Consider the following 20,511-nt stretch of genomic DNA (forward strand, 5'->3'; position numbering starts at 1 on the left):
TATACTGTAGTTTTAAGTTTTTTCCACAGATTCTGCAGATTTTACACAAACATCTGATTTATCCGTGAAATCTGGGAACTATAAAAATTTCCCATGAAATCTATGTCAATTGATTCCAAATTTTAGCCTCTTTATAATAACCAAGGATGAAGAAATTTCACATAAAAAAAGCAGCCTCAAAAAACTGAGGCTGCCTTTATTATCGTAAAATAATTTAAATATTATTCAAAATCCGCAGATAAATAATCTTCCTGAATAAAAGTCTGATTCTCTCCGGATAAATAATCATCACCGGTATCCGCAAGAATCTTGGTCTCCTGAACAAGTTTTCCTTCCGGATTGTACGCTTTTAATAAGATCCATTTTCCGCTGCGTTCAAGTTCCTTTATTCCACTGATCATTCTTATCTTGATTTTTCCACTTTGGAGAATTCCTTCTTTTACAGACGCTTTGTTGGCTGGTTTCCCCTTTACATATTGAACAATTTGTGCTGTGAAGTTATAACTATAGCCATAAGCATAGTTTACCTCCTCATCCAAGGGTTGGTTATACGTGAATAAAATGGTCCCTTTATTATCATAGATTGTCGCATCATAAGCTGTCTTCTTGGAGTTTAATTTCTTCTCAGATTTCAACTTATTTTCTTCAGAATATGTTTTTGTGCTTATTAAAACCCCGTCCTTATATTGAATTTCGCTCAATCCTTCATATGCTGTACCATTGTAAGGCATCTCATCCTGATAGGTTAATATTGATTTCAGTTTTCCGTCCGGAGCATAATATTTGATCTCTTGGGTAACATCCTCTTTCGATATTTTTTCTGTTGCAAGTTTTCCGTTTTCGTCGAATACTTTATTCAATATCACAGAACCATTTTTGTAAACATCAATGGATGAAGTGTTGGCGTAGTCATAGCTTAGCTGATAATCCTCACCATCCATAGGTTTGTAGTTGTCATTTTCTTTATCATATTGATAAATAAGATGCCCTATTTTTTTTCCAGACTCATCATAGGTTGTTTTATAACCATCTTTTTTATTTCTTTTTTGCTCCTGCAGAATCTTCCCGTTTTTAGAATAGATAACGCTTTCCTTTATACTGCCATCACTTTTATATTTTTCAAATTTGGAAAGCCTCATCGGATTATAGTAATAATCTGCAAATGAATTTTCACCGGATTCAGAGGTTGAATTGCCTAGGTATTTACCCTTTTCACCATAATATTTATTCTCATAGCTGCCATCCTTGCCCATAAGGGTTTCGGTTCTGATTCCCTTGATATCTTCATCATAGATAATCGTCTGGGATGGGGTAGAATTCTCATATACAGTAAGGCTGTTATAATAATATTCATTTTCCGGGTCCTTATAACTGAACATTTTTCCGGAGAAAGTACCATCTGCCTTATAGACCATGTCTTCCAACAATCTGCCTTTATCATCATAAGACTGAGACGGTCCTACCTGCTTTCCGTTAGAATAGGTTACCAAGCTCATTACCTTTCCTTCAGGTGTATACCATGTTACTTTTCCATCGAAAACCTCACTGCTTGGAGTAGTATCAGAAGCCAGTCCTTCCATTTGAAGAGTTCCGTTTTTGTAAAAATCCTTGATTAAGGTAAGCTTGCCCTTTGCAGAAGTTTCACGGTAATATTCCATGTTCTCCTTTGTCGTTTTTTCCCAATTCTCATCGAAATAAGTTTTTTCCTGAGCATATACATTGATGCTGAGTACCAATGCAAGTAACGCTGACGTAAATAATTTTTTCATGTTTTTATTAAGGTTTGATTTTTTGTTTAAGGTTAGTTAGCTTTTGTGTACTAATGAAAGTAAGAAGTTAAAAGCTCTTGAAGAGGCAGATTTGAATCTGTCTGAAATAATTTTCATGGAAATTGTGTTTAAATATATAAAGCCCGGGGGCTATAAAATAGATGGTGTTTTTTGATTTAAGACCCCAAATATAAATCAATTTGACGAGATTTGTAAATAAAATGAACCGATTTGTTCGCTTTTGCTTGTAAAAAACTGATTATAATTATTTTAAATATATGAAAATACCATTCAGGAAATCATGAAACCTCCGATTATTTCTAAGCATCGGATATACGATAAAATTTATTAAATTTAGCCAACAGAAAAATCTAATATTTCATGATAGATAAAAGAGTAAAAAATGCAAAGGAGGCCATCGACGGAATTAAGGATGGAATGACACTGATGCTGGGAGGGTTTGGACTTTGCGGAATCCCTGAAAATTCAATTAATGCTTTGGTAGAAAGTGATGTGAAAGATTTAACATGCATTTCAAACAATGCAGGAGTAGATGATTTCGGATTGGGATTACTCCTTCACAAAAGACAGATAAAAAAAATGATCTCGTCCTATGTAGGAGAAAATGCTGAATTTGAGAGACAAATGCTTTCAGGAGAACTGGATGTTGAACTGACTCCACAAGGAACTTTGGCAGAAAAATGCAGAGCAGCACAGGCCGGAATTCCTGCTTTTTATACCCCTGCAGGCTACGGAACTGAGATAGCAGAAGGAAAAGAAGTGAAAGAATTCCACGGAAAACCTCATATTCTGGAACATGCCTACGAAGCAGACTATTCTATTGTAAAAGCATGGAAAGGAGATCACGCCGGAAACCTTATTTTCAAAGGATCTGCAAGAAACTTCAATCACCCAATGGCTGGAGCAGCAAAAATTACGATTGCTGAAGTGGAAGAATTGGTAGAACCAGGACAATTAGATCCTAACCAGATCCACATTCCAGGAATCATGATCCAGAGAATTTTTCAAGGGGAGAAATTTGAAAAAAGAATAGAACAACGTACAACCAGAAAAAAATAAGAAGAATGTTATCAAAAGAAGATATCGCAAGACGTATTTCCAAAGAAGTTAAGGATGGTTATTACGTAAACCTAGGAATAGGAATTCCAACTCTGGTTGCCAATTACGTTTCAGAAAATATTTCTGTAGAATTCCAAAGTGAAAATGGAGTGCTGGGAATGGGACCTTTCCCTTTTGAAGGAGAAGAAGATGCAGACATTATCAATGCTGGAAAACAAACCATCACTATTTTACCAGGTGGTTCATTCTTCGATTCAGCATTTAGTTTCGGAATGATTCGCGGACAAAAAGTTGACCTTACCATTCTTGGTGCGATGGAAGTTTCAGAGAATGGAGACATTGCCAACTGGAAAATTCCCGGAAAAATGGTAAAAGGAATGGGAGGGGCAATGGATTTGGTGGCTTCTGCAGAAAATATTATCGTAGCAATGATGCACGTAAACAAGGCAGGAGAAAGCAAGATTCTTAAAAAATGTACACTGCCTTTAACAGGAGTAAACTGTGTAAAAAGAGTGGTTACTGAATTAGCCGTATTGGACGTAACTCCGAACGGATTTAAATTGGTGGAAAGAGCTCCGGGGGTTTCAGTAGAAGATATTATCAAAGCTACAGAAGCAGATCTGATTATTGAAGGTGAAATTCCTGAAATGCAGCTCTAGATAAAATACAAAACCTTGCCCACAGTAAGGTTTTGTATTGAATAAGGTTTAGCTTGTGCTGAAATAATACAAGGAGCTGAAACATTAAAAAATAAAGACTGTCTCATTCATGAAACAGTCTTTATTTTATTCAGTAAGATTCATAAGCTTGTTATATAATCAAACTTATCTTTTTATTTATTATCCTGTGCCCCGAAAACTTTCTGCAATATGCTTGTCGTTCTCATAGCAGGAGTATTTCTGATTCCGCTTTCTTTATCAGCTACCATTTTGAAAACCCCATTGATGGTTTCAGTGGTAACATACTCATTAAGATCAGTTGTTACAGATTGTCCTGTAAATGTATTATATTTTGAGATAAGGTTTTTCCAGACAGTATCTGCACCTACTTTTCCTAGTGAAGCTTTTACTTTGGGCTGGAAAGCTGTAAATAACTGACTTTGAGTTTTGCCTTGTAAATAATTGGTAGCAGCATTATCCGTTCCCAATAAGATATTCTTAGCATCCGTAATCGTCATAGAGGTGATTGCATTGGTGAAAATAGGAGCAGCTTCTGTTACTGCATCCTCAGCAGCTCTGTTAAGCAACTTTACTCCCTCATCTGCAAGGCTTCCCATACCAATGGAACGCAGCGTAGTATCAATCTTTCTCAGCTTTTCAGGCATTAGGATTTTTACCGCTTCATTTTTTAGAAAACCATCTGTTAAAGCCAATTTTTTTACTCCATCCGTTACCCCAATACTTAAGGCTTCCTTTAATCCCGAAGAGATTTGGGTTGAGGTAAGGTTTCCAAGGTTGGCCGGAGAACTTTTAGTAGGTGTAGCAGTTGTTGTGCTTGTCGTAGTTGTTGTGGAACCTTTGGTAGCTGGAGGTGTATTAAGGTCAATACCCGTTTTATCCTTAACGGTAGACTTGATCATATCAAGAAGCTGAGCTTGTGTAGATATTGAAAATAATAATCCTGCTGCTATAAAAATGCTTTTTCTCATTGTATTTTTTTACAAATTTAGATGTTTAATCTTTTAAGTGACGTAAGCTTATCAAAAAATAAACCATAAAATTTAATAAATTTAAATAATGATGCTTTTTTTAGTTCAAATTTCTGATTTATAGCTGCTTAATAAATGAAAATATTCATTGAATTGTAAATTTTAAAAGAAACTTGTCAAGCATTTAATCATTTAAAAGTTTTAGAAAATAAGTATCTTAGCTATACTCATAATTCCATCCCATGACTCGTAGTTTTTTAGCATTTTTTATGATGATTTCAAGTCTTGTTTTTTCACAAAATAAATTGAACCTTATTCCTTACCCTCAAAATATTGAGATAAAAGAAGGAAACTTTATCATTCCTGACGTGTTGAATATCAGCAATGACTTGCCAAAAAAAGAAACAGATTATTTCAGGAAGCGCATGGGTTCTATGATAAAGCTGAAAGAATCTAAAAAATCAGATGCTCAATTGGTTTACTCTCCATTGGCAAACACTCCTGCAGGAAAGGAAGAATTTTATAGTATAGAAATTTCATCCCAACAAATTCATATTCAATCTTATACCCCGCAAGGATATTTTATGGCGCTTCAAACCTTAATTCAGTTATTTGAAAACGAGAATACTAAAAAGAAAATTCCGGCCATGAAGATTGTAGACCAACCCAAGTTTGCATGGCGGGGAATGCATCTCGATGTGTGCCGTCACTTTTTTACCGTTGATGAGGTAAAGCAATACATTGATTATCTGGCGATGTACAAATTGAATACCTTTCATTGGCATTTAACGGACGATCAAGGCTGGAGAATCGAAATAAAAAAATACCCAAAGCTGACACAGGTAGGTTCAAAACGTAAAGAATCTATGATAGGGGCTTACGTTGATAATACTTTTGACGGAAAACCCTATGGACCTTACTTTTATACTCAGGAGCAGATAAGGGATGTAGTGAAATATGCTCAGGAAAGGTATATAACGATTGTCCCTGAAATTGAAATGCCAGGGCATGCCTTGGCTGCATTATCAGCTTATCCAGAGCTGGCATGTACTAAAGGGCCTTTTGAGGCCGCTACAAAATGGGGCGTTTTTGATGATGTATTTTGTCCTAAAGATGAAACCTTTCAATTTCTGGAAAACGTTTTGGATGAGGTTATTCAGCTATTTCCATCACAGTATATACACATTGGCGGGGATGAGTGCCCCAAGACAAGATGGAAAGAATGTGCCCATTGTCAGGAATTAATCAAAAAAAATAATTTGAAGGATGAACATGGACTGCAAAGTTATTTTATCCAAAGAATCGAAAAATACGTCAATAGTAAAGGGAGAAAGATCATTGGCTGGGATGAAATTTTGGAAGGCGGATTGGCGCCTAATGCAGCGGTCATGAGCTGGACAGGAGTAAACGGAGGCATTGAAGCAGCAAAGTCAAAGCATTTTGCAGTAATGACACCCGGTGCCTATTGTTACTTTGACCATTATCAAGGTGATCCACAGACAGAACCCAATGCTTTTGGTGGTTTTACACCACTGGAAAAAGTTTATTCCTATAATCCAATTCCTGATGAATTGAATACGGAGCAGGCAAAGTATATTTTGGGGGTTCAGGCCAATTTATGGACAGAATATATTCTTGATTTTAAGCAGGTTCAGTATATGATTTTTCCAAGACTGATGGCACTTTCGGAAGTAGGATGGGGAACTTCAGATCCTAAGAATTATAAAGAATTTGAAAACAGAGTGATACACCAGTTTAAGATTTTGGATAAGATGGATGTAAATTATTCCAAAAGTATTTATAATATTTTCGGAAAGGTAATTCCGGCCAATAAAGGTATTGCCTACGAACTTTCAACCTCACAAAATTCAAACGGAATAAAGTATACTCTGGATGGAACCGTTCCTACAATACATTCTAAAACGTATCAGGGACCCGTTTCAATACCCCAATCTTTAACTCTAAAATCGGCTTATTTTGAAGATGGACAGCTTAAAAGTGCAGTTTCTTCACAGCAATTTATCATTTCAAAAGCGACAGGAAAAGATATCACTCTTGAACAACAGCCCAGCGAAAATTATTCTTTTGGTGGCGCTTTTACTCTTGTAGACGGAATTATTGGTAATCCAAAGCAGCTAGGTAAAACATGGTTGGGCTTTATGGGGAAAGATGTGGTCGCAACAATAGATTTCGGACAGAAAACAGGTTTTTCAGAGCTTTATTTTAATACATTGGAAAATAAAGGAAGCTGGATTCACCTTGCAAAATCTGCCCAAATTTTAGGATCTGATGACAATAAAAACTTTAAACTCATCAAGGAAATAGGAAAGGAGGAAATTCAAAATGCCCATGGAAAAATACAATTGAATCTAGGGTCTCAAAACTCAAGATATTTGAAACTGAGAATAGAAAATGCAGGAATTATTCCGGCTGGAAATCCGGGTGCTGATTCAAAAGCTTGGCTGTTTGTTGATGAAATTGGCGTAAATTAGCAACTATTGAACTTTACAAGATGCAAGACACGATACTTTCCTCAGAGTTTTCATCATCACCGGAACTGGTTGAAAAACTATACCAGAATGGGATTACTAAAAATTACAATCAGGGAGATATTATTTTAGACGAAAATGCTTCCATACGCTCTATTCCTATTGTAATGAAAGGAATGTTGAAAGTAATCAGAACTGAAGAAGACGGACGTGAAATCCTGCTATACTACATCAAGGCAGGAGAAAGTTGCATCATGTCTTTTCTGGGTGGAATGCACAATGAAAAAAGCATTGTAAAAGCAGAAATAGAAGAAGATGCAGAGATTCTCTTTCTTCCCGTAGATAAGGTTTCTTTATTCATCAAGGAACATCCCGAATGGCTGGATTATATTTTCAGGCTTTATCACAAGCGTTTTGAAGAATTGCTGGATATCATCAATGCCATTGCCTTTAAAAAAGTAGATGAAAGATTACTGAATCTTCTTCATAAAAAGGTAGAAATTACCGGCGTAAATACTATTAATACCACCCATGAGCAGCTTGCCAATGAACTGGGAACAGCCAGAGTGGTAGTCTCCAGACTCCTAAAGCAACTTGAAGACGAAGGAAAAGTGAAGCTCGGAAGAAACAAAATTATTCTTCTGGAAATCCTCAATGAGTTGTAAAAGATCATATTCCGCTCCGCTGGAGGGGCGGCAAATCAAAGATTTGACGGGGTGGTTCTTTTCACAAGATGAAAATCTTTGATTTTCATCTTGAAATATCCTAAGAAAATAAACACAAAAATTTCTATAATCAAATAAAGCTGGTTTATGTAATTCGTGACACAACTTGTGCTAAAAAAATTCCTTATGTAACAAAAGTAACTGTGGCAGAAAATGGAAAGCAGGAGATTTGTACCAGATAACAGAATCAAAATATTTAAAAATGAAAATAGAACAGATTTATACAGGATGTTTGGCTCAAGGTGCTTATTACATTATTTCAGAAGGAGAAGCCGCAATTATTGATCCCTTACGGGAGACAAAACCCTATATAGAAAAGCTGAAAAAAGACGGAGTACATTTAAAATACATTTTTGAAACTCATTTCCATGCTGATTTTGTAAGTGGGCACATGGACTTAAGCAAGAAAACAGGCGCTCCAATTGTATATGGTCCTACTGCGAAACCTGACTTTGATGCTGTTATTGCTCAAGATCACCAGATATTTGAAGTGGGAAAGATTAAAATTAAAGTTCTTCATACACCGGGACATACGATGGAAAGTTCTTGCTATTTGTTGATGGATGAACATGGAAAAGAAAAAGCCCTGTTTAGTGGGGATACTCTGTTTTTGGGAGATGTAGGACGTCCGGATCTCGCTCAGAAAGCCACAGATATGACTCAGGATAAGCTTGCAGGACTATTATATGAAAGTCTATATAGCAAAATTTTACCATTGGCAGATGATATTATGGTGTATCCCGCTCATGGAGCAGGTTCTGCCTGTGGAAAAAATATGCAGAAAGAAACAATGGATACCCTTGGGAACCAAAAGAAAACCAATTATGCCTTGAATCAAAAAAACAAAGAGAACTTTATCAAAGAGGTAACAGATGGACTTTTACCGCCGCCTGCTTATTTCGGGATGAATGTAATGATGAACAAAAAAGGGTGTCACAGCTTTGATGAGGTCTTATCACAAGGATTACAGCCTCTTGTTCCTGAACAGTTTGAGGAAATAGCAGAAGCTTCCGGAGCTTTAGTTCTGGATGTGAGAAACAGTAGTACATTTGTTCAGGGTTTTATTCCGCAGTCTGTAAATATAGGATTGAATGGTGACTTTGCCCCTTGGGTGGGTGCTTTAATTGCAGATGTGAATCAGCCTATTCTGCTAGTAGTAGAAAAAGGAGAGGAGGAAGAAACCATAACGAGATTAAGCAGAGTAGGATTTGATCAGGTTTTAGGATACTTGGATGGAGGCTTTGATGCATGGAAGAAAAGTGGAAAAGAAACAGATCATATCCATCGTATTTCTGCCGGACAATTTGAAAGGGAAATCAAAGAAAGAAAAGCGAAAATTATAGACATCAGAAGAGAAAATGAATACAATGCAGAACACATCCATGAAGCCTACAGTAAGCCGTTAGCATTTATCAATGAATGGATTCATACTTTAGATCCGGACGAGCATTTTTATTTGCATTGTGGAAGCGGTTACAGAAGTACAATGGCTGCAAGTATTCTTCAGGCAAGAGGATACCAGAATTTTACAGAAATTGAGGGTGGTTTTAAAGCCATAGCTTCTACCGGGATTAAGAAAAGTGACTTTGTGTGTCAGACTAAAATTTTAAAATAAATTAGATTAAAAAAGAATATATGTTGGAGATTATAAAAGAACCGTGGCCATGGTATATTGCGGGCCCTTTAATCGGGTTAACCGTCCCCGCACTGCTTATTATGGGAAATAAATCCTTTGGAATAAGTTCCTCACTAAGACATATTTGTGCTGCCTGTATACCAGCCAATGTCAATTTTTTTAAATATGACTGGAAAAAAGAAGCATGGAACCTGTTTTTCGTATTGGGAATTTTTTTCGGCGGAATGATTGCTGCCAATTTTATGCTCAATCCAACCGAAATTACGGTCAATCCTAATCTGAAAACCGAATTGACAAGCTATGGAATTACAGATTACAGCAACCTTGTTCCTGTTCAGCTGATGAATTTTCAAAGTCTTTTTACGCTTAGAGGTTTTATCATGATGGTTGTCGGCGGTTTTTTAGTAGGTTTCGGAACACGATATGCCGGAGGCTGTACCAGCGGCCATGCCATCATGGGACTTTCTCACCTTCAGTGGCCATCATTGGTAGCAACCGTATGTTTTATGATAGGAGGATTTGTAATGGCAAATCTTATCCTGCCCATAATCCTTTCCCTATAAGTCTAATTTTAAACTGAATGAAAGAAATGATAAAAGATAAAGAACAGGACGTTCGTCATCAGGATGCCGTTTGTGTAAATGAAAGCAGCCTTCAGCATAAATGGTATCACCATCTGAAATACCTCGCTGCAGGAATCATATTTGGAATTATTTTCGTAAAAGCTGAGGTGATTAGTTGGTTCAGAATTCAGGAAATGTTCCGCCTGCAGTCTTTTCACATGTATGGAATTATCGGAAGTGCGGTATTGGTAGGAATGATTTCAGTGTTTTTGATTAAAAAATTCAATATCAAAACAATCTATGGAGAACCCATTACCTTAACCCCGAAAAAATTCAATAAAGGTCAGATCTATGGAGGATTAATCTTCGGTTTTGGCTGGGCTATTACAGGAGCCTGCCCCGGACCTCTCTTTGCTCAGATTGGAACAGGAGCTCTGGCAGTGTCTGTTACCTTATTGAGTGCAATAGCCGGAACCTGGGTATACGGATACTTCAGAGATCAATTGCCTCATTGATACTTTATACAAGAAATAATTAAAGAACCATTTCCATATAACAATTTTGTATTGTAGAAATTCAGATTGAAAAATTGGAGGAGGGTTTTAGCCCAAATAAAAAAGACTACGAATAATAATCCGTAGTCTTTTTTGTATAAAATTATGAAGATATGAAGTGCTCTGCTCCCAAGGCCATATAAAGATTAATGCGTTCTATTCTGTACTGAAGATCCAGATTAATCAGGTTCATCTCATTTTTAAGAAGATCCCTTTGTTTTCGAATCAGAACAAAACTGTTATTAGCACCTACCTTTATTTGTTTTTGGGTGAGACTAATGTTGTTTTTCAATTCATTGACCGCTTTAGTACTATAGGTGATCTGCTTCTCAATGGAATGTAAATTGGCTAAAGAAGATTCAACTTCATTCAGTGCATTCAACACTGTTTTTGAATACTCTTCTACAATTTGTTTTTGCTGAGAATCCTTTATTTCTACATTCTTTTTTAGTTTTCCATTATTGAATAAGGGGGAAACTAATCCGCTGCCAACCTTTAATAACGGATTGGAAAATAAAGAATTAAGAGATTCTACATTACTTCCGGCAGTTCCCAGGGAAGAGCTTATGCTAATTGATGGCAGCCTTGCCGCTTTGGCCTGCTGCACCTCATAAAAAGCTTTTTCTATTTGAAAATGATTCGCCTGTATATCCGATCTGTTTTCTAAAAGTGGTAACGGGAAAGATTCAGGGATCTCATTTTTTACAGGATTAAAAAAATTCTGTGTGGCTAACTTTCCCTCAGGATATTTTCCTGTAAGCAATTCAAGAGATCTTCTGGACTGAATATTCGCGTTTTTAACCTTTTCAAGATATCCTTCCAGAGAAATAATTTCCGCGGTTATATTCGAAATATCCAAAGAATTGGCCGTTCCCACCTTTTTTTGGAGAGTGTACAGCTTTTCCAGATCCTTAGACTTCTGAATATAGCTTTCAATCTTATCCTCCTGAATATTTCCTGCAATATTTAAAAAATAGGCTTTGGCAATCATACCGGCAATAGACTGATGCAACAGGGTATTTTGATGCTTTGCAGAAAAATAATTGCTTGTACTCGCCATTTGCGAAGACTTATTCTTTCCCCAAAGATCTATTTCCCAGCTAGCTTTCAATGCAAGACGTCGAAGCTGGGTTTCGCTCACCAGATTATTGGAGGTATTGGCAACGGCACTTACACTTGGGTACAGATCACTTCCTGCAATTTCCATAGCAATTTCCACCTGATTAAGCTTTTCCCTGGCGATAATAATGTCCGCATTGTATTGCATTCCCTCATTAATCAGAGTTTCCAGCTGCTGGTCTTTAAGATCTGTGATCCATTCATAAGAAAATGATTCAGAATCAGTTTTCCGGTCAAAGATCCAGTCATCAGGAATTTGAAGGTGAGAAATAATTTCGCTTTTTTCTTTGAGCTGATCCATATTTTCTTTTGTAGGCTCCTTATATCCAATACAAGAACTTAGGCTTAAAGAAAGAACTCCCAATACAATTAATTTTTTATACATCTTAATGAAGTTTAGGGATCAGGAAGTTTATTTTACTGCTAATGCGCACCATTACCTTTCGGATAAGATGAAGCGGCTTAATGTGATCAGAATAAATCACTGCTGTTCCTCTTGCTCCCACAGTAAGTTGCTTTTGTTCATCTACCAATACAAACTTGGCAATAAGCTTTCCATCTGTCTCAGGAAGTTGTCTGGCTGTATCCGGTAGCCCTGCGGTAGATCCATTTCCTCCCAGCATTCCTCCTGCATTGTTCATAATACCCTGGCTAGTGGCATCAATAACATATTCAAGCTTGGCTTTTACAACTTTCCCAGGTTCTGTTTTAAGTGCAATTTCAACCTCATTTCCATTTTTTACGGATTCAAGCTCATTTTGTGCAAAGAACCCAATAACAGATTGCTGTTTTTGAATTAATACAAAGGCAGATTTGAATGGAGCCATGATAGCCCCCTCATTCAGCTGAACATTGGGAATAATACCATCAGTAGGTGCCAGAACAACCGTTTGGGAAAGATTCCATTTCGCTTGATCCAGTTTCGCCTGAATCTCAGAAACAGATGAATTTTCTCCACCATAGGAAGCGTTGGACTTTGTTTCCAAAGACTGTTGCTGTGATTGCGCAGCACTGATTCGGGATTGAAGATCGCGTACATTGGTTATCGCCTGTTCCAGATCAAATTTGTTCGCAGCGCCTGCCTCTACCAATTCCTGATACTGTGCAACCCTTTTGTTGGCAAGATCCAGTTGAGACTGTAATCCCGCAATATTTTTTCTGGAGGCTGAAATATCTGTATCATAAGAATTTACAGTAGCTTTCATATTGCTGAGTTTTGCCTCCAGTGATTTAATTTCCTGTACATAAGGTTCTCTGTCCAGAACAAATAATGTATCTCCTTTCTTTACTTCCTGATTGGTGCTTACGTAGACCTTTTTTACCTTTCCCAAAACCTGAGTAGTGATGTCAACACTTCTGTTTCCCACCTTTACATCAGAAGTAATAGGACAAAAGTAGTTAAGGCTCAGGATTAAAGCGATACTCCCGAAAATGGGCAGAGAATATACAACAACCTGAGTAGTAAACGTCCAGGGAATAAGTTTAAATTTTTTGATAAGCAGCCAGCAGATTCCGGCATATATGGCAACAAGTAATTCTAGCATTGGTTTTGATTTTCAATTGTGTTAAGTTCTTCTTCAGGTTGATCTATTTCTTTTTTCTGACCCTTTTGATCACCATAATCATAATTGGCCCAGATGAGAGCAACCGGCCATAAAAGGCCTCCAAAAATTAGGGAAAGGAGGCACATGCTTTTTATGGCTTTCAGCTGAGGATGGTTCTTTTCCTCAGCAACCTTTTCAGGATAGATGTGAACTTTCCAGAAAAGGTAGATGCCGGCGATTGGTAAAACAAGTAAAATGAACCATGAAGCGGCATTTGCTATATTGTCTTCTACATGACCTGTTGATGCTTGTACAAAATTGCATGATAATAACAGGCAGAGAAGTAAGGATATTCTTTGCATAATATAATTGTATAAGGTAATAATGAAATGTAAAACAAGGGGCTAACTGCTCTATAATAGGGACAGCTGCCTTAGATTAAAGATAATTCTATAATAGATAATGTTTAGTGAATGATATTTTTCTCATTTTGCTTTTAATAAATTGTGTAACAGTATTTTGAGTAAGCAAAAATAGAGTGAATAAAGTGAGAAAAAGTATTCCTAAGTTATTTTTTTCTTTCGTTCCTTTTTTTATGAATGCGTGCAGTCATTCGGGAAAGAGAGTTGGGAGTAATGCCTAGAAAATTAGCAATATACTTTCTGTTGGCATTTTGAGAAGTAAAAGGACGGCTTTCCAAAAACTCTTCATATCGGGAATGCGGAGAAGTAGAACAGAACTGTTCAGTACGTACTTTTAAAATGCTGATAATCTGTTTCAGAGATTTCAGGTACATATTATAAATACCTCTATGCTGAAATGCAATCTCTTCAAACTCAGTCTTGTTAAATAGGAAAATCTGGCTTTCAATAACAGCTTCTATAGTATATTTTCTTTCAATTTCACCAGAGTATGATTCTGGGCTTTCCATAATAGCCGCTTCCTTTTCCGAGGGTAAAAAAAGATTGGTCTCAATACCATTTTCATCATCAAAGAAAAACCTCAATAAGCCATTAGAAAGAATAAATAAATGATTAAAAGATTGACCCGGTACTGTCAGCTTTTCTTTTTTGCGAAGAAGTTTCGGCGTACTGATACTCACCAAAACATTAATCTCCTCATCAGTTAATTCCTGAAAGAAAACAATATTTCTGAAAATTTTAAATGGGTCCATTACAGTGGTAAAGATAAATAAAAATAAGATATACTTTTAGGGTAAGCAGTCTTGGGGTTTTCATTGAACTTTTTTTAAGATATTTGCTAGGTATTATATAATTTGAAATACAATGAACAATAACCGAAGAAGTTTTATCAAAAAGCTGGGGATCGCAACAGCAGCACTTGCTGTAAATCCGTTAGACCTAATGGCTGCGGAATTACCCCAAAATAATAAAGCCGTAAATAAGCCCATTGTTCTTTCTACCTGGAATTTCGGGTTAAAAGCAAATGAAGAAGCCTGGAAAATTCTTGGAAAGGGTGGAAAAGCTCTGGATGCTGTGGAAAGAGGTGTCCGTCTGGTAGAGCTGGATCCTAAAGAAAGAAGCGTAGGGTATGGCGGACGCCCGGATAGAGATGGAAGAGTAACGCTGGATGCCTGTATCATGGATGAAAACTATAATATCGGTTCTGTGGCATGTCTGGAAAACATTAAAAATCCAATTTCTGTTGCCAGAGCGATAATGGAAAAAACACCTCACGTAATGTTGGTAGGTGATGGAGCATTGCAGTTTGCCCTTTCACAAGGCTTTAAAAAAGAAAATCTTCTCACTCCGGAATCAGAAAAAGAATGGAAAGAATGGCTGAAGACAAGTAAGTATAAACCCATTGCCAATATTGAAAATCATGACACTATAGGAATGATCGCATTGGATGCCCAGGGAAATCTTTCAGGTGCTTGTACTACCAGTGGAATGGCGTTTAAAATGCATGGCAGGGTCGGAGATTCTCCAATCATTGGGGCCGGTTTGTTTGTAGATAATGAAGTAGGGGCAGCAACCGCAACCGGTCATGGGGAAGAAGTTATCAGAACAGTGGGAACCCATCTGGTGGTTGAATTGATGAGACAAGGAAGAAGCCCGCAGGAAGCCTGCAAAGAAGCAGTAGAAAGAATTGTAAAGATCAATCAGAGAAGAAATAAAAATGTAAAAGATATTCAGGTAGGTTTTATTGCCATCAACAAGAATGGAGAATATGGATCTTATTGTATTCAGGATGGATTCAACTTTGCGGTATATGATCAAAAAGGAAATCGCCTTGAAAAACCTGAATTTGCCTTAAAATAATTTAATTAATAGATAATTTAAGGAAAGACCAATGATTTTATTTTTGATAAAATACGATACGAATGTTTTGGAAATATTTGATACCTATGGCATCGGATTGCATCGTCGCATAATCCCACAATTTTAACACTGAAAAGGTTCAGCCAAAATGTAAATATATAGAAAGAATATGAAAAGAATAATGATAGCATCCCTGTTTTTAATAATAGGATGTAAGGAAGAAAAGAAAGAGACAAGCGTACCAACAGAAGCGCAGGTAAATCAGGTAAAGGAAAATGTTGTTGAAAAGACTGAAGCTGCTACTCTTGTAAATGAATCTCAGGAAGCACAACAGTGGCTGGAAAAAAATGTGGTAGGCTATTTTAAGGCTGATCTTGGTAATCTGGATAAGGAAATGCAGAAAATAACAACCAAGGATTACTATGAATACAAAACCGATGCAATGGGTGTGGATATGGATGTAGACGGAAGTCTTACAGAAAAGGAATTCACTGAAAAATGGAAATCCAGGTTTGATACCCAAAAGGCAGGAACTGGTATTGGATTTCTTATTTCCGGACAGGACTGGGATAATATCACCGTTAAAAGCTGTGAACTCAAATCATCTTCAAAAGATGCATATATTTTCAATGTAGTATTGGCAGATGATAATTTGAAAGCGAAATATCCCTCTGTTGTAAAAGTAGTAAAAGAAAACGGTTCCTTTCTGATTGCAGATGTATTGCAGTAAGAATCAAATATTAATTAAAAAAAAGAAAATGTCAAAAATAGAAATTGCATGCTTCAATCCGGAATCCGCAATCATTGCCTTTGAAAATGGAGCAGACAGAATAGAATTATGTGACGGACTAAGCGAAGGAGGTACAACTCCTGATTTTGAAACAACAAAAAAACTTCGGGAGAAAATAAATACCCCCATCTTCGTGATGATCCGCCCAAGAGGAGGTGATTTTACCTACTCCGATGTCGAATTTGAACAGATGAAGACTGATTTAATCGCTCTTAAGTCATTAAATGTAGACGGCTTTGTATTCGGTATTCTGGATGAAAATGATGAGGTAAACCGAGAACAGAATAAGATCCTGGTAGAACTGGCTTCACCGCTTCCTTGTACATTCCATCGTGCTTTCGACAGGGCTAATGGTTTGGATAATTCTCTGGAAAAAGTAATTGAATGTGGCTTTACTACCATTCTTACTTCAGGCCAAAAACCTAACGTTTCTGAAGGAAAGGAAAATTTGAAAAAGCTGGTAGAACTTGCAGATGGAAGACTGGAAATTCTTGTAGGCGGAGGCCTTCGCTCCTCAAATATTGAAGAAATACGAGCATGTACAAAAGCGCAGTATTTCCATTCTTCAGCCATTACTGATGGTGGAGCATTTGCCAATGCTGATGAGGTGGTAACCCTGAAAAATAAATAAAGCCAGAGCTTTTTGTTTGGGGTATCCTAAACGCAGAGTCTTTAAATGAAATCGTTTGATATTAAGTGAGTAAGGAATGAAAGGTAGTAATTTTTTACTCACTTAAACAAACTGCACTCCATTACACTCCAGAAAAACCATTCATGAATAAATCTCTCCTTATTGCTTTCCTTTTCATTCAGAATATCCTTTTAGCACAGTTTTCTGAAAGAAATTTATCCTCTGAGAAATGGCAGTTCAGAAATACCAAAGATAAAAACTGGCTGCCTGCAAAAGTACCGGGAACCGTTCATCTGGATCTGATGACGAATAAACTTATTCCGGATCCTTTCAAAGATGAAAATGAAAAGAAAGTACAATGGGTAGAGGATGAAGACTGGGAGTACCAGACTAGTTTTAAAATTTCCTCAAAAGAATTTGAATATGGTAATATTGATCTTATTTTTAACGGATTAGATACATTTTCTGAAATTTATCTTAACGGAAAACTGCTTAGAAAGACAGATAATATGTTCAGAAAGTGGGAAATTTCGGTGAAGCAGAACCTGAAAATAGGCGATAATATAATGCAGGTCAGATTCAAATCGGCAGTCAATACCGGAAAGGAACTGGCAAAAAAAGTCCCTTTTACCATGCCGGAAACACCCAGAAGCTTTGTAAGAAAAGCACAATATCAGTTCGGATGGGACTGGGGGCCAAGGCTTGTTACTGCTGGAATATGGAAAGATGTGAAGCTAGAATTTTGGAATAACGCAAAGGTTAATAATGTTCAGGTTCAGCAGAAAAAAATAACGGATACATTAGCTGAGGTTTCCTTTAATATGAAAATCTTTGCTGAAGAAGATGGAGAATACTTTACCTGGTTTAATCTGAACAGGGGAATGCATCGTTTTCACCTTAAAAAAGGTTCAAATGCCATTGTACTTCCCTATAAAATTAAGAACCCCAAAATATGGCAACCCAATGGAATAGGAAAACCCGACCGATATACTACGAAGATCACATTGTATAAAAAAGGAGGACGGTTTATTCGGGATATCGGCGTTACCTATGGTTTAAAGAATGTTGAACTTATTCAGGAAAAAGATGAAAAAGGTAAATCATTTTATTTTAAGGTAAATGGAAATCCTCTATACATCAAAGGAACCAATTGGATCCCTGCCGATAGTTTTTCACCAAGAATTACAAAAGAAAAATACCAAAGACTCATCAGGGCCGCAAAAGAAGCCAATATGAATATGATCCGAATCTGGGGTGGCGGTATTTATGAAGACGAAGAATTTTATAAGGCTTGTGATGAAAACGGAATCTTGGTGTGGCAGGACTTTATGTTTGCAGGAAGTTTCTATCCCGCAGATGAAGACTTCCTGAATAACGTAAAAGAAGAAGTAAAAGATCAGGTCAACAGGCTTCAGAATCATCCGTCTATAGCTTTATGGTGCGGAAATAATGAAATTGATGAAGCCATTGTCAACTGGGGCTATCAGAAGCAGTTTAAATATTCAAAAAATGACTCGTTACAGGTTTGGAAAGATTATAAAAAACTTTTTCATGAAGTAATTCCCAATACATTAAAAGAAAATCTTACACCGGATAAAAATATCTATTGGCCAAGCTCACCTTCCATAGGGTGGGGACATAAAGAGAGTCTTACCGAGGGAGATTCTCATTATTGGGGAGTTTGGTGGGGAGAACAACCCTTTGAAATGTACAACGAAAAAGTAGGCCGTTTTATGTCTGAATATGGTTTTCAGGGAATGCCTACCCTGGGAACTACTAAAACTATGTTTTCAGGTGTTCCGGATCTTAACCTGCAGAACCCCAGTATTAAGGCTCACGAAAAACATGCAAGAGGCTGGGAAATCATCAATGAATATATGAAACGGGATTATAAAATTCCAACAGACTTTGTGAAATATAACTATGTTTCACAACTCTTACAGGCAAGAGGAATGCAAATAGCAATAGAGGCCCACCGCCGTGCGAAACCCTACAATATGGGAACCTTATATTGGCAGCTTAATGACTGTTGGCCGGTGGTTTCATGGTCTTCCATAGATTATTTAGGAAACTGGAAAGCCTTTCACTATCAGGCAAAAAGAAGTTTTGAACCCATATTGCTTTCTATGGCAGAAAAAAATAAGACTTATGAGATTTACGGAGTCAATGATTTATTAAAAGAGATAACGGTAAATGCAAAATTTGAATTAATAGATTTTGACGGAAAACAACTTTGGAAATCCAATAAGATCAAAAAAATTGATGGGAATGTCAGTGAGAATATTTTTAGCATTAATAAATCTGAACTTTCCAAATTTGACTTATCAAAAGCTTTTCTAAAGATCACTTCAGACAATGACCCAACAAAGCTGGAGAAACTTTTCTTTTTTGTAAAACCCAAGGATTTAAAGCTTTTAAAACCTAATATCACCATTAAAAAAATATCCCCGACAGAGATTGAAGTCTCTACAGATGTATTGGCAAAGGATGTTTATCTGATAGGAGACACTCATTTCAGTGACAACTTTTTTGATCTTTTACCCAAGACCTCCAAAAGAATCACTCTTTCCAAATCCTTTGACAAAGTTGAAGTAATAAGCTTAGTAGATGCTTTGAATGAATAATTAATCTGCAAAATCCGCAAGATCTGTGAGAGGCTGCTCAACAATAAATCTTATTATTTTCAGAAAGTAACCCATCCAAAAAAATAGAAATTTTCCATTCCCAACTCAAAAATCAGCCGTAAATTTGTACCATATTTCTTTATAGTTATGGTAAATTTTGTTCTGATTGCAGTGTGCATTATTGCAGGAATGGTATTCAAAGCAACAAAATCTATCCACCCGGATGCCCATAAGGGGATCAATACCTGGATTCTTTATCTTGCTCTACCGGCAGTTTCTTTTAAATATCTGCCAAAAGTACACTGGACAACGGAGATGCTTTTTCCGATTGCAGCTACTTTTTTAATCTCTGTATTTTGCTTCATCTATATGATGTTTTATAGTAAAAGCCGGGGCTATTCAAGGCGTTCCAGAAGTACATTAGAGCTTGCGAGTGGGTACAGTAATACGTCATTCATCGGATTCCCTCTAATTAGTGCCTTTTATGGAGAAGGTCTTTTAAGCATTGCTATTATCTGTGACCAAACTATGTTCTTTGCCCTTTCAACATTAGGAATTATTGCTGCTGTAAAAGGAGGGAGCAGGTCCGGTAAAGTAAGTGCAATATTTATTCTGAAACGTCTGATCACATTTCCACCGTTAATTGGATGCATCTCGGCTTTGGTATTATCTCAATTCATAGATTTTACTTTTGCAGAACCATTTTTTGATAAGCTCGCAGCCACAGTAAGTCCGTTGGCATTATTTTCAGTGGGGTTGCAGTTGAAGTTTAACGGCTGGAAAAAATTAATTCCACAAATGTCTGCTTCCATGCTTTATAAATTGATTTTGGCACCGGCAATTGTTTTAGGAATGGCTTTATTATTCGGAATAAAAGGAGATGTTGCAAAAATTACGGTGTTTGAAGCAGCAATGCCTACATTAGTCACTTCAAGTATCATTGCAGAACAGTTCAGGTTAAATACAAAACTGACCAATCTTATCATTGGAGTTAGTATTATTGCCGGATTTTTGACTACTGCTGTTTGGTATAAAATAATAGAAATTGTTTTTTAGA

18 protein-coding genes are annotated in these 20,511 nt (G+C 36.8%); 12 read left to right on the forward strand and 6 right to left on the reverse strand.

What is annotated here, in order from left to right; genetic code table 11:
• Positions 1-221 precede the first annotated feature (221 nt).
• On the reverse strand, positions 222-1,769 hold the full coding sequence (locus tag SCA31_RS03005; protein WP_410695374.1) for a hypothetical protein: 1,548 nt from the start codon (positions 1,767-1,769) through the stop codon (positions 222-224).
• Positions 1,770-2,150: 381 nt separating this feature from the next.
• Here SCA31_RS03005 and SCA31_RS03010 point away from each other — a divergent pair, with 381 nt between their 5' ends.
• Positions 2,151-2,849 carry a CoA transferase subunit A gene (locus SCA31_RS03010; protein ID WP_109620056.1) on the forward strand — a complete coding sequence of 233 codons (699 nt, stop codon included), beginning with the start codon at positions 2,151-2,153 and terminating at the stop codon, positions 2,847-2,849.
• A gap of 5 nt (positions 2,850-2,854) precedes the next feature.
• Positions 2,855-3,508, forward strand: coding sequence for a CoA transferase subunit B (locus SCA31_RS03015; RefSeq protein ID WP_410695375.1), 654 nt, complete (start codon positions 2,855-2,857; stop codon positions 3,506-3,508).
• Positions 3,509-3,681: 173 nt separating this feature from the next.
• Here the strand turns inward: SCA31_RS03015 and SCA31_RS03020 are convergent, their stop codons facing one another.
• A complete protein-coding gene (locus SCA31_RS03020; protein WP_410695376.1) occupies positions 3,682-4,497 on the reverse strand; it encodes a DUF4197 domain-containing protein in 816 nt (271 codons plus the stop codon).
• Positions 4,498-4,739: 242 nt separating this feature from the next.
• On the opposite strand from SCA31_RS03020, the gene SCA31_RS03025 reads away from it, so the two are divergent.
• The 5 genes from SCA31_RS03025 (at position 4,740) to SCA31_RS03045 (ending at position 10,425) form a co-directional block, all read left to right on the forward strand.
• Positions 4,740-6,989, forward strand: coding sequence for a beta-N-acetylhexosaminidase (locus tag SCA31_RS03025; RefSeq protein WP_410695377.1), 2,250 nt, complete (start codon positions 4,740-4,742; stop codon positions 6,987-6,989).
• Positions 6,990-7,009: 20 nt separating this feature from the next.
• The gene (locus SCA31_RS03030; RefSeq protein WP_410695378.1) at positions 7,010-7,651 is read left to right on the forward strand and encodes a Crp/Fnr family transcriptional regulator; all 642 of its coding nucleotides are present in this window, start codon (positions 7,010-7,012) and stop codon (positions 7,649-7,651) included.
• A gap of 262 nt (positions 7,652-7,913) precedes the next feature.
• Positions 7,914-9,326 (forward strand): MBL fold metallo-hydrolase, encoded by a 1,413-nt coding sequence (locus SCA31_RS03035; protein WP_410695379.1) that lies wholly within the window; start codon positions 7,914-7,916, stop codon positions 9,324-9,326.
• Between the two features lie 20 nt (positions 9,327-9,346).
• Entirely contained in the window at positions 9,347-9,910 is a 564-nt protein-coding gene (locus tag SCA31_RS03040) for a YeeE/YedE family protein (protein WP_410695380.1), read from the forward strand.
• 26 nt (positions 9,911-9,936) lie between these two features.
• Positions 9,937-10,425, forward strand: a complete 489-nt coding sequence (locus SCA31_RS03045; protein WP_410695604.1) for a DUF6691 family protein — start codon at positions 9,937-9,939, stop codon at positions 10,423-10,425.
• 142 nt (positions 10,426-10,567) lie between these two features.
• Here SCA31_RS03045 and SCA31_RS03050 read toward each other — a convergent pair whose 3' ends face one another.
• The 4 genes from SCA31_RS03050 to SCA31_RS03065 form a co-directional block, all read right to left on the reverse strand.
• The gene (locus SCA31_RS03050) at positions 10,568-11,968 is read right to left on the reverse strand and encodes a TolC family protein (protein WP_410695381.1); all 1,401 of its coding nucleotides are present in this window, start codon (positions 11,966-11,968) and stop codon (positions 10,568-10,570) included.
• Between the two features lies 1 nt (position 11,969).
• Positions 11,970-13,127 carry an HlyD family secretion protein gene (locus SCA31_RS03055; RefSeq protein WP_410695382.1) on the reverse strand — a complete coding sequence of 386 codons (1,158 nt, stop codon included), beginning with the start codon at positions 13,125-13,127 and terminating at the stop codon, positions 11,970-11,972.
• Entirely contained in the window at positions 13,121-13,489 is a 369-nt protein-coding gene (locus SCA31_RS03060; protein WP_410695383.1) for a DUF3302 domain-containing protein, read from the reverse strand. Before SCA31_RS03060 ends, SCA31_RS03055 begins: the two co-directional genes overlap by 7 nt.
• 206 nt (positions 13,490-13,695) lie before the next feature.
• Complete coding sequence (locus SCA31_RS03065) at positions 13,696-14,301, reverse strand: Crp/Fnr family transcriptional regulator (RefSeq protein ID WP_410695384.1); 606 nt, start codon at positions 14,299-14,301, stop codon at positions 13,696-13,698.
• Between the two features lie 112 nt (positions 14,302-14,413).
• Here SCA31_RS03065 and SCA31_RS03070 point away from each other — a divergent pair, with 112 nt between their 5' ends.
• From SCA31_RS03070 to SCA31_RS03090, 5 genes are all read left to right on the forward strand, one after another.
• Positions 14,414-15,409 (forward strand): isoaspartyl peptidase/L-asparaginase family protein, encoded by a 996-nt coding sequence (locus tag SCA31_RS03070; RefSeq protein ID WP_410695385.1) that lies wholly within the window; start codon positions 14,414-14,416, stop codon positions 15,407-15,409.
• A 169-nt stretch (positions 15,410-15,578) separates the two neighbouring features.
• Positions 15,579-16,139, forward strand: a complete 561-nt coding sequence (locus tag SCA31_RS03075; RefSeq protein WP_410695386.1) for a hypothetical protein — start codon at positions 15,579-15,581, stop codon at positions 16,137-16,139.
• A gap of 28 nt (positions 16,140-16,167) precedes the next feature.
• Complete coding sequence (locus tag SCA31_RS03080; RefSeq protein WP_410695387.1) at positions 16,168-16,830, forward strand: copper homeostasis protein CutC; 663 nt, start codon at positions 16,168-16,170, stop codon at positions 16,828-16,830.
• A gap of 143 nt (positions 16,831-16,973) precedes the next feature.
• A complete protein-coding gene (locus SCA31_RS03085; RefSeq protein ID WP_410695388.1) occupies positions 16,974-19,454 on the forward strand; it encodes a beta-mannosidase in 2,481 nt (826 codons plus the stop codon).
• A gap of 147 nt (positions 19,455-19,601) precedes the next feature.
• Complete coding sequence (locus SCA31_RS03090) at positions 19,602-20,510, forward strand: AEC family transporter (protein WP_410695389.1); 909 nt, start codon at positions 19,602-19,604, stop codon at positions 20,508-20,510.
• The last annotated feature ends 1 nt before the right edge of the window (position 20,511 follow it).

The sequence above is a fragment of the Chryseobacterium sp. SIMBA_028 genome (assembly GCF_046535285.1).
Classification (GTDB): domain Bacteria; phylum Bacteroidota; class Bacteroidia; order Flavobacteriales; family Weeksellaceae; genus Chryseobacterium.

Excerpts from the sequence above, each read along its gene's own strand:
- SCA31_RS03005 (WP_410695374.1), bottom strand. The coding sequence starts at position 1,769 with ATGAAAAAATTATTTACGTCAGCGTTACTTGCATTGGTACTCAGCATC.
- SCA31_RS03010 (WP_109620056.1), top strand. The coding sequence starts at position 2,151 with ATGATAGATAAAAGAGTAAAAAATGCAAAGGAGGCCATCGACGGAATT.
- SCA31_RS03015 (WP_410695375.1), top strand. The coding sequence starts at position 2,855 with ATGTTATCAAAAGAAGATATCGCAAGACGTATTTCCAAAGAAGTTAAG.
- SCA31_RS03020 (WP_410695376.1), bottom strand. The coding sequence starts at position 4,497 with ATGAGAAAAAGCATTTTTATAGCAGCAGGATTATTATTTTCAATATCT.
- SCA31_RS03025 (WP_410695377.1), top strand. The coding sequence starts at position 4,740 with ATGACTCGTAGTTTTTTAGCATTTTTTATGATGATTTCAAGTCTTGTT.
- SCA31_RS03030 (WP_410695378.1), top strand. The coding sequence starts at position 7,010 with ATGCAAGACACGATACTTTCCTCAGAGTTTTCATCATCACCGGAACTG.
- SCA31_RS03035 (WP_410695379.1), top strand. The coding sequence starts at position 7,914 with ATGAAAATAGAACAGATTTATACAGGATGTTTGGCTCAAGGTGCTTAT.
- SCA31_RS03040 (WP_410695380.1), top strand. The coding sequence starts at position 9,347 with ATGTTGGAGATTATAAAAGAACCGTGGCCATGGTATATTGCGGGCCCT.
- SCA31_RS03045 (WP_410695604.1), top strand. The coding sequence starts at position 9,937 with ATGATAAAAGATAAAGAACAGGACGTTCGTCATCAGGATGCCGTTTGT.
- SCA31_RS03050 (WP_410695381.1), bottom strand. The coding sequence starts at position 11,968 with ATGTATAAAAAATTAATTGTATTGGGAGTTCTTTCTTTAAGCCTAAGT.
- SCA31_RS03055 (WP_410695382.1), bottom strand. The coding sequence starts at position 13,127 with ATGCTAGAATTACTTGTTGCCATATATGCCGGAATCTGCTGGCTGCTT.
- SCA31_RS03060 (WP_410695383.1), bottom strand. The coding sequence starts at position 13,489 with ATGCAAAGAATATCCTTACTTCTCTGCCTGTTATTATCATGCAATTTT.
- SCA31_RS03065 (WP_410695384.1), bottom strand. The coding sequence starts at position 14,301 with ATGGACCCATTTAAAATTTTCAGAAATATTGTTTTCTTTCAGGAATTA.
- SCA31_RS03070 (WP_410695385.1), top strand. The coding sequence starts at position 14,414 with ATGAACAATAACCGAAGAAGTTTTATCAAAAAGCTGGGGATCGCAACA.
- SCA31_RS03075 (WP_410695386.1), top strand. The coding sequence starts at position 15,579 with ATGAAAAGAATAATGATAGCATCCCTGTTTTTAATAATAGGATGTAAG.
- SCA31_RS03080 (WP_410695387.1), top strand. The coding sequence starts at position 16,168 with ATGTCAAAAATAGAAATTGCATGCTTCAATCCGGAATCCGCAATCATT.
- SCA31_RS03085 (WP_410695388.1), top strand. The coding sequence starts at position 16,974 with ATGAATAAATCTCTCCTTATTGCTTTCCTTTTCATTCAGAATATCCTT.
- SCA31_RS03090 (WP_410695389.1), top strand. The coding sequence starts at position 19,602 with ATGGTAAATTTTGTTCTGATTGCAGTGTGCATTATTGCAGGAATGGTA.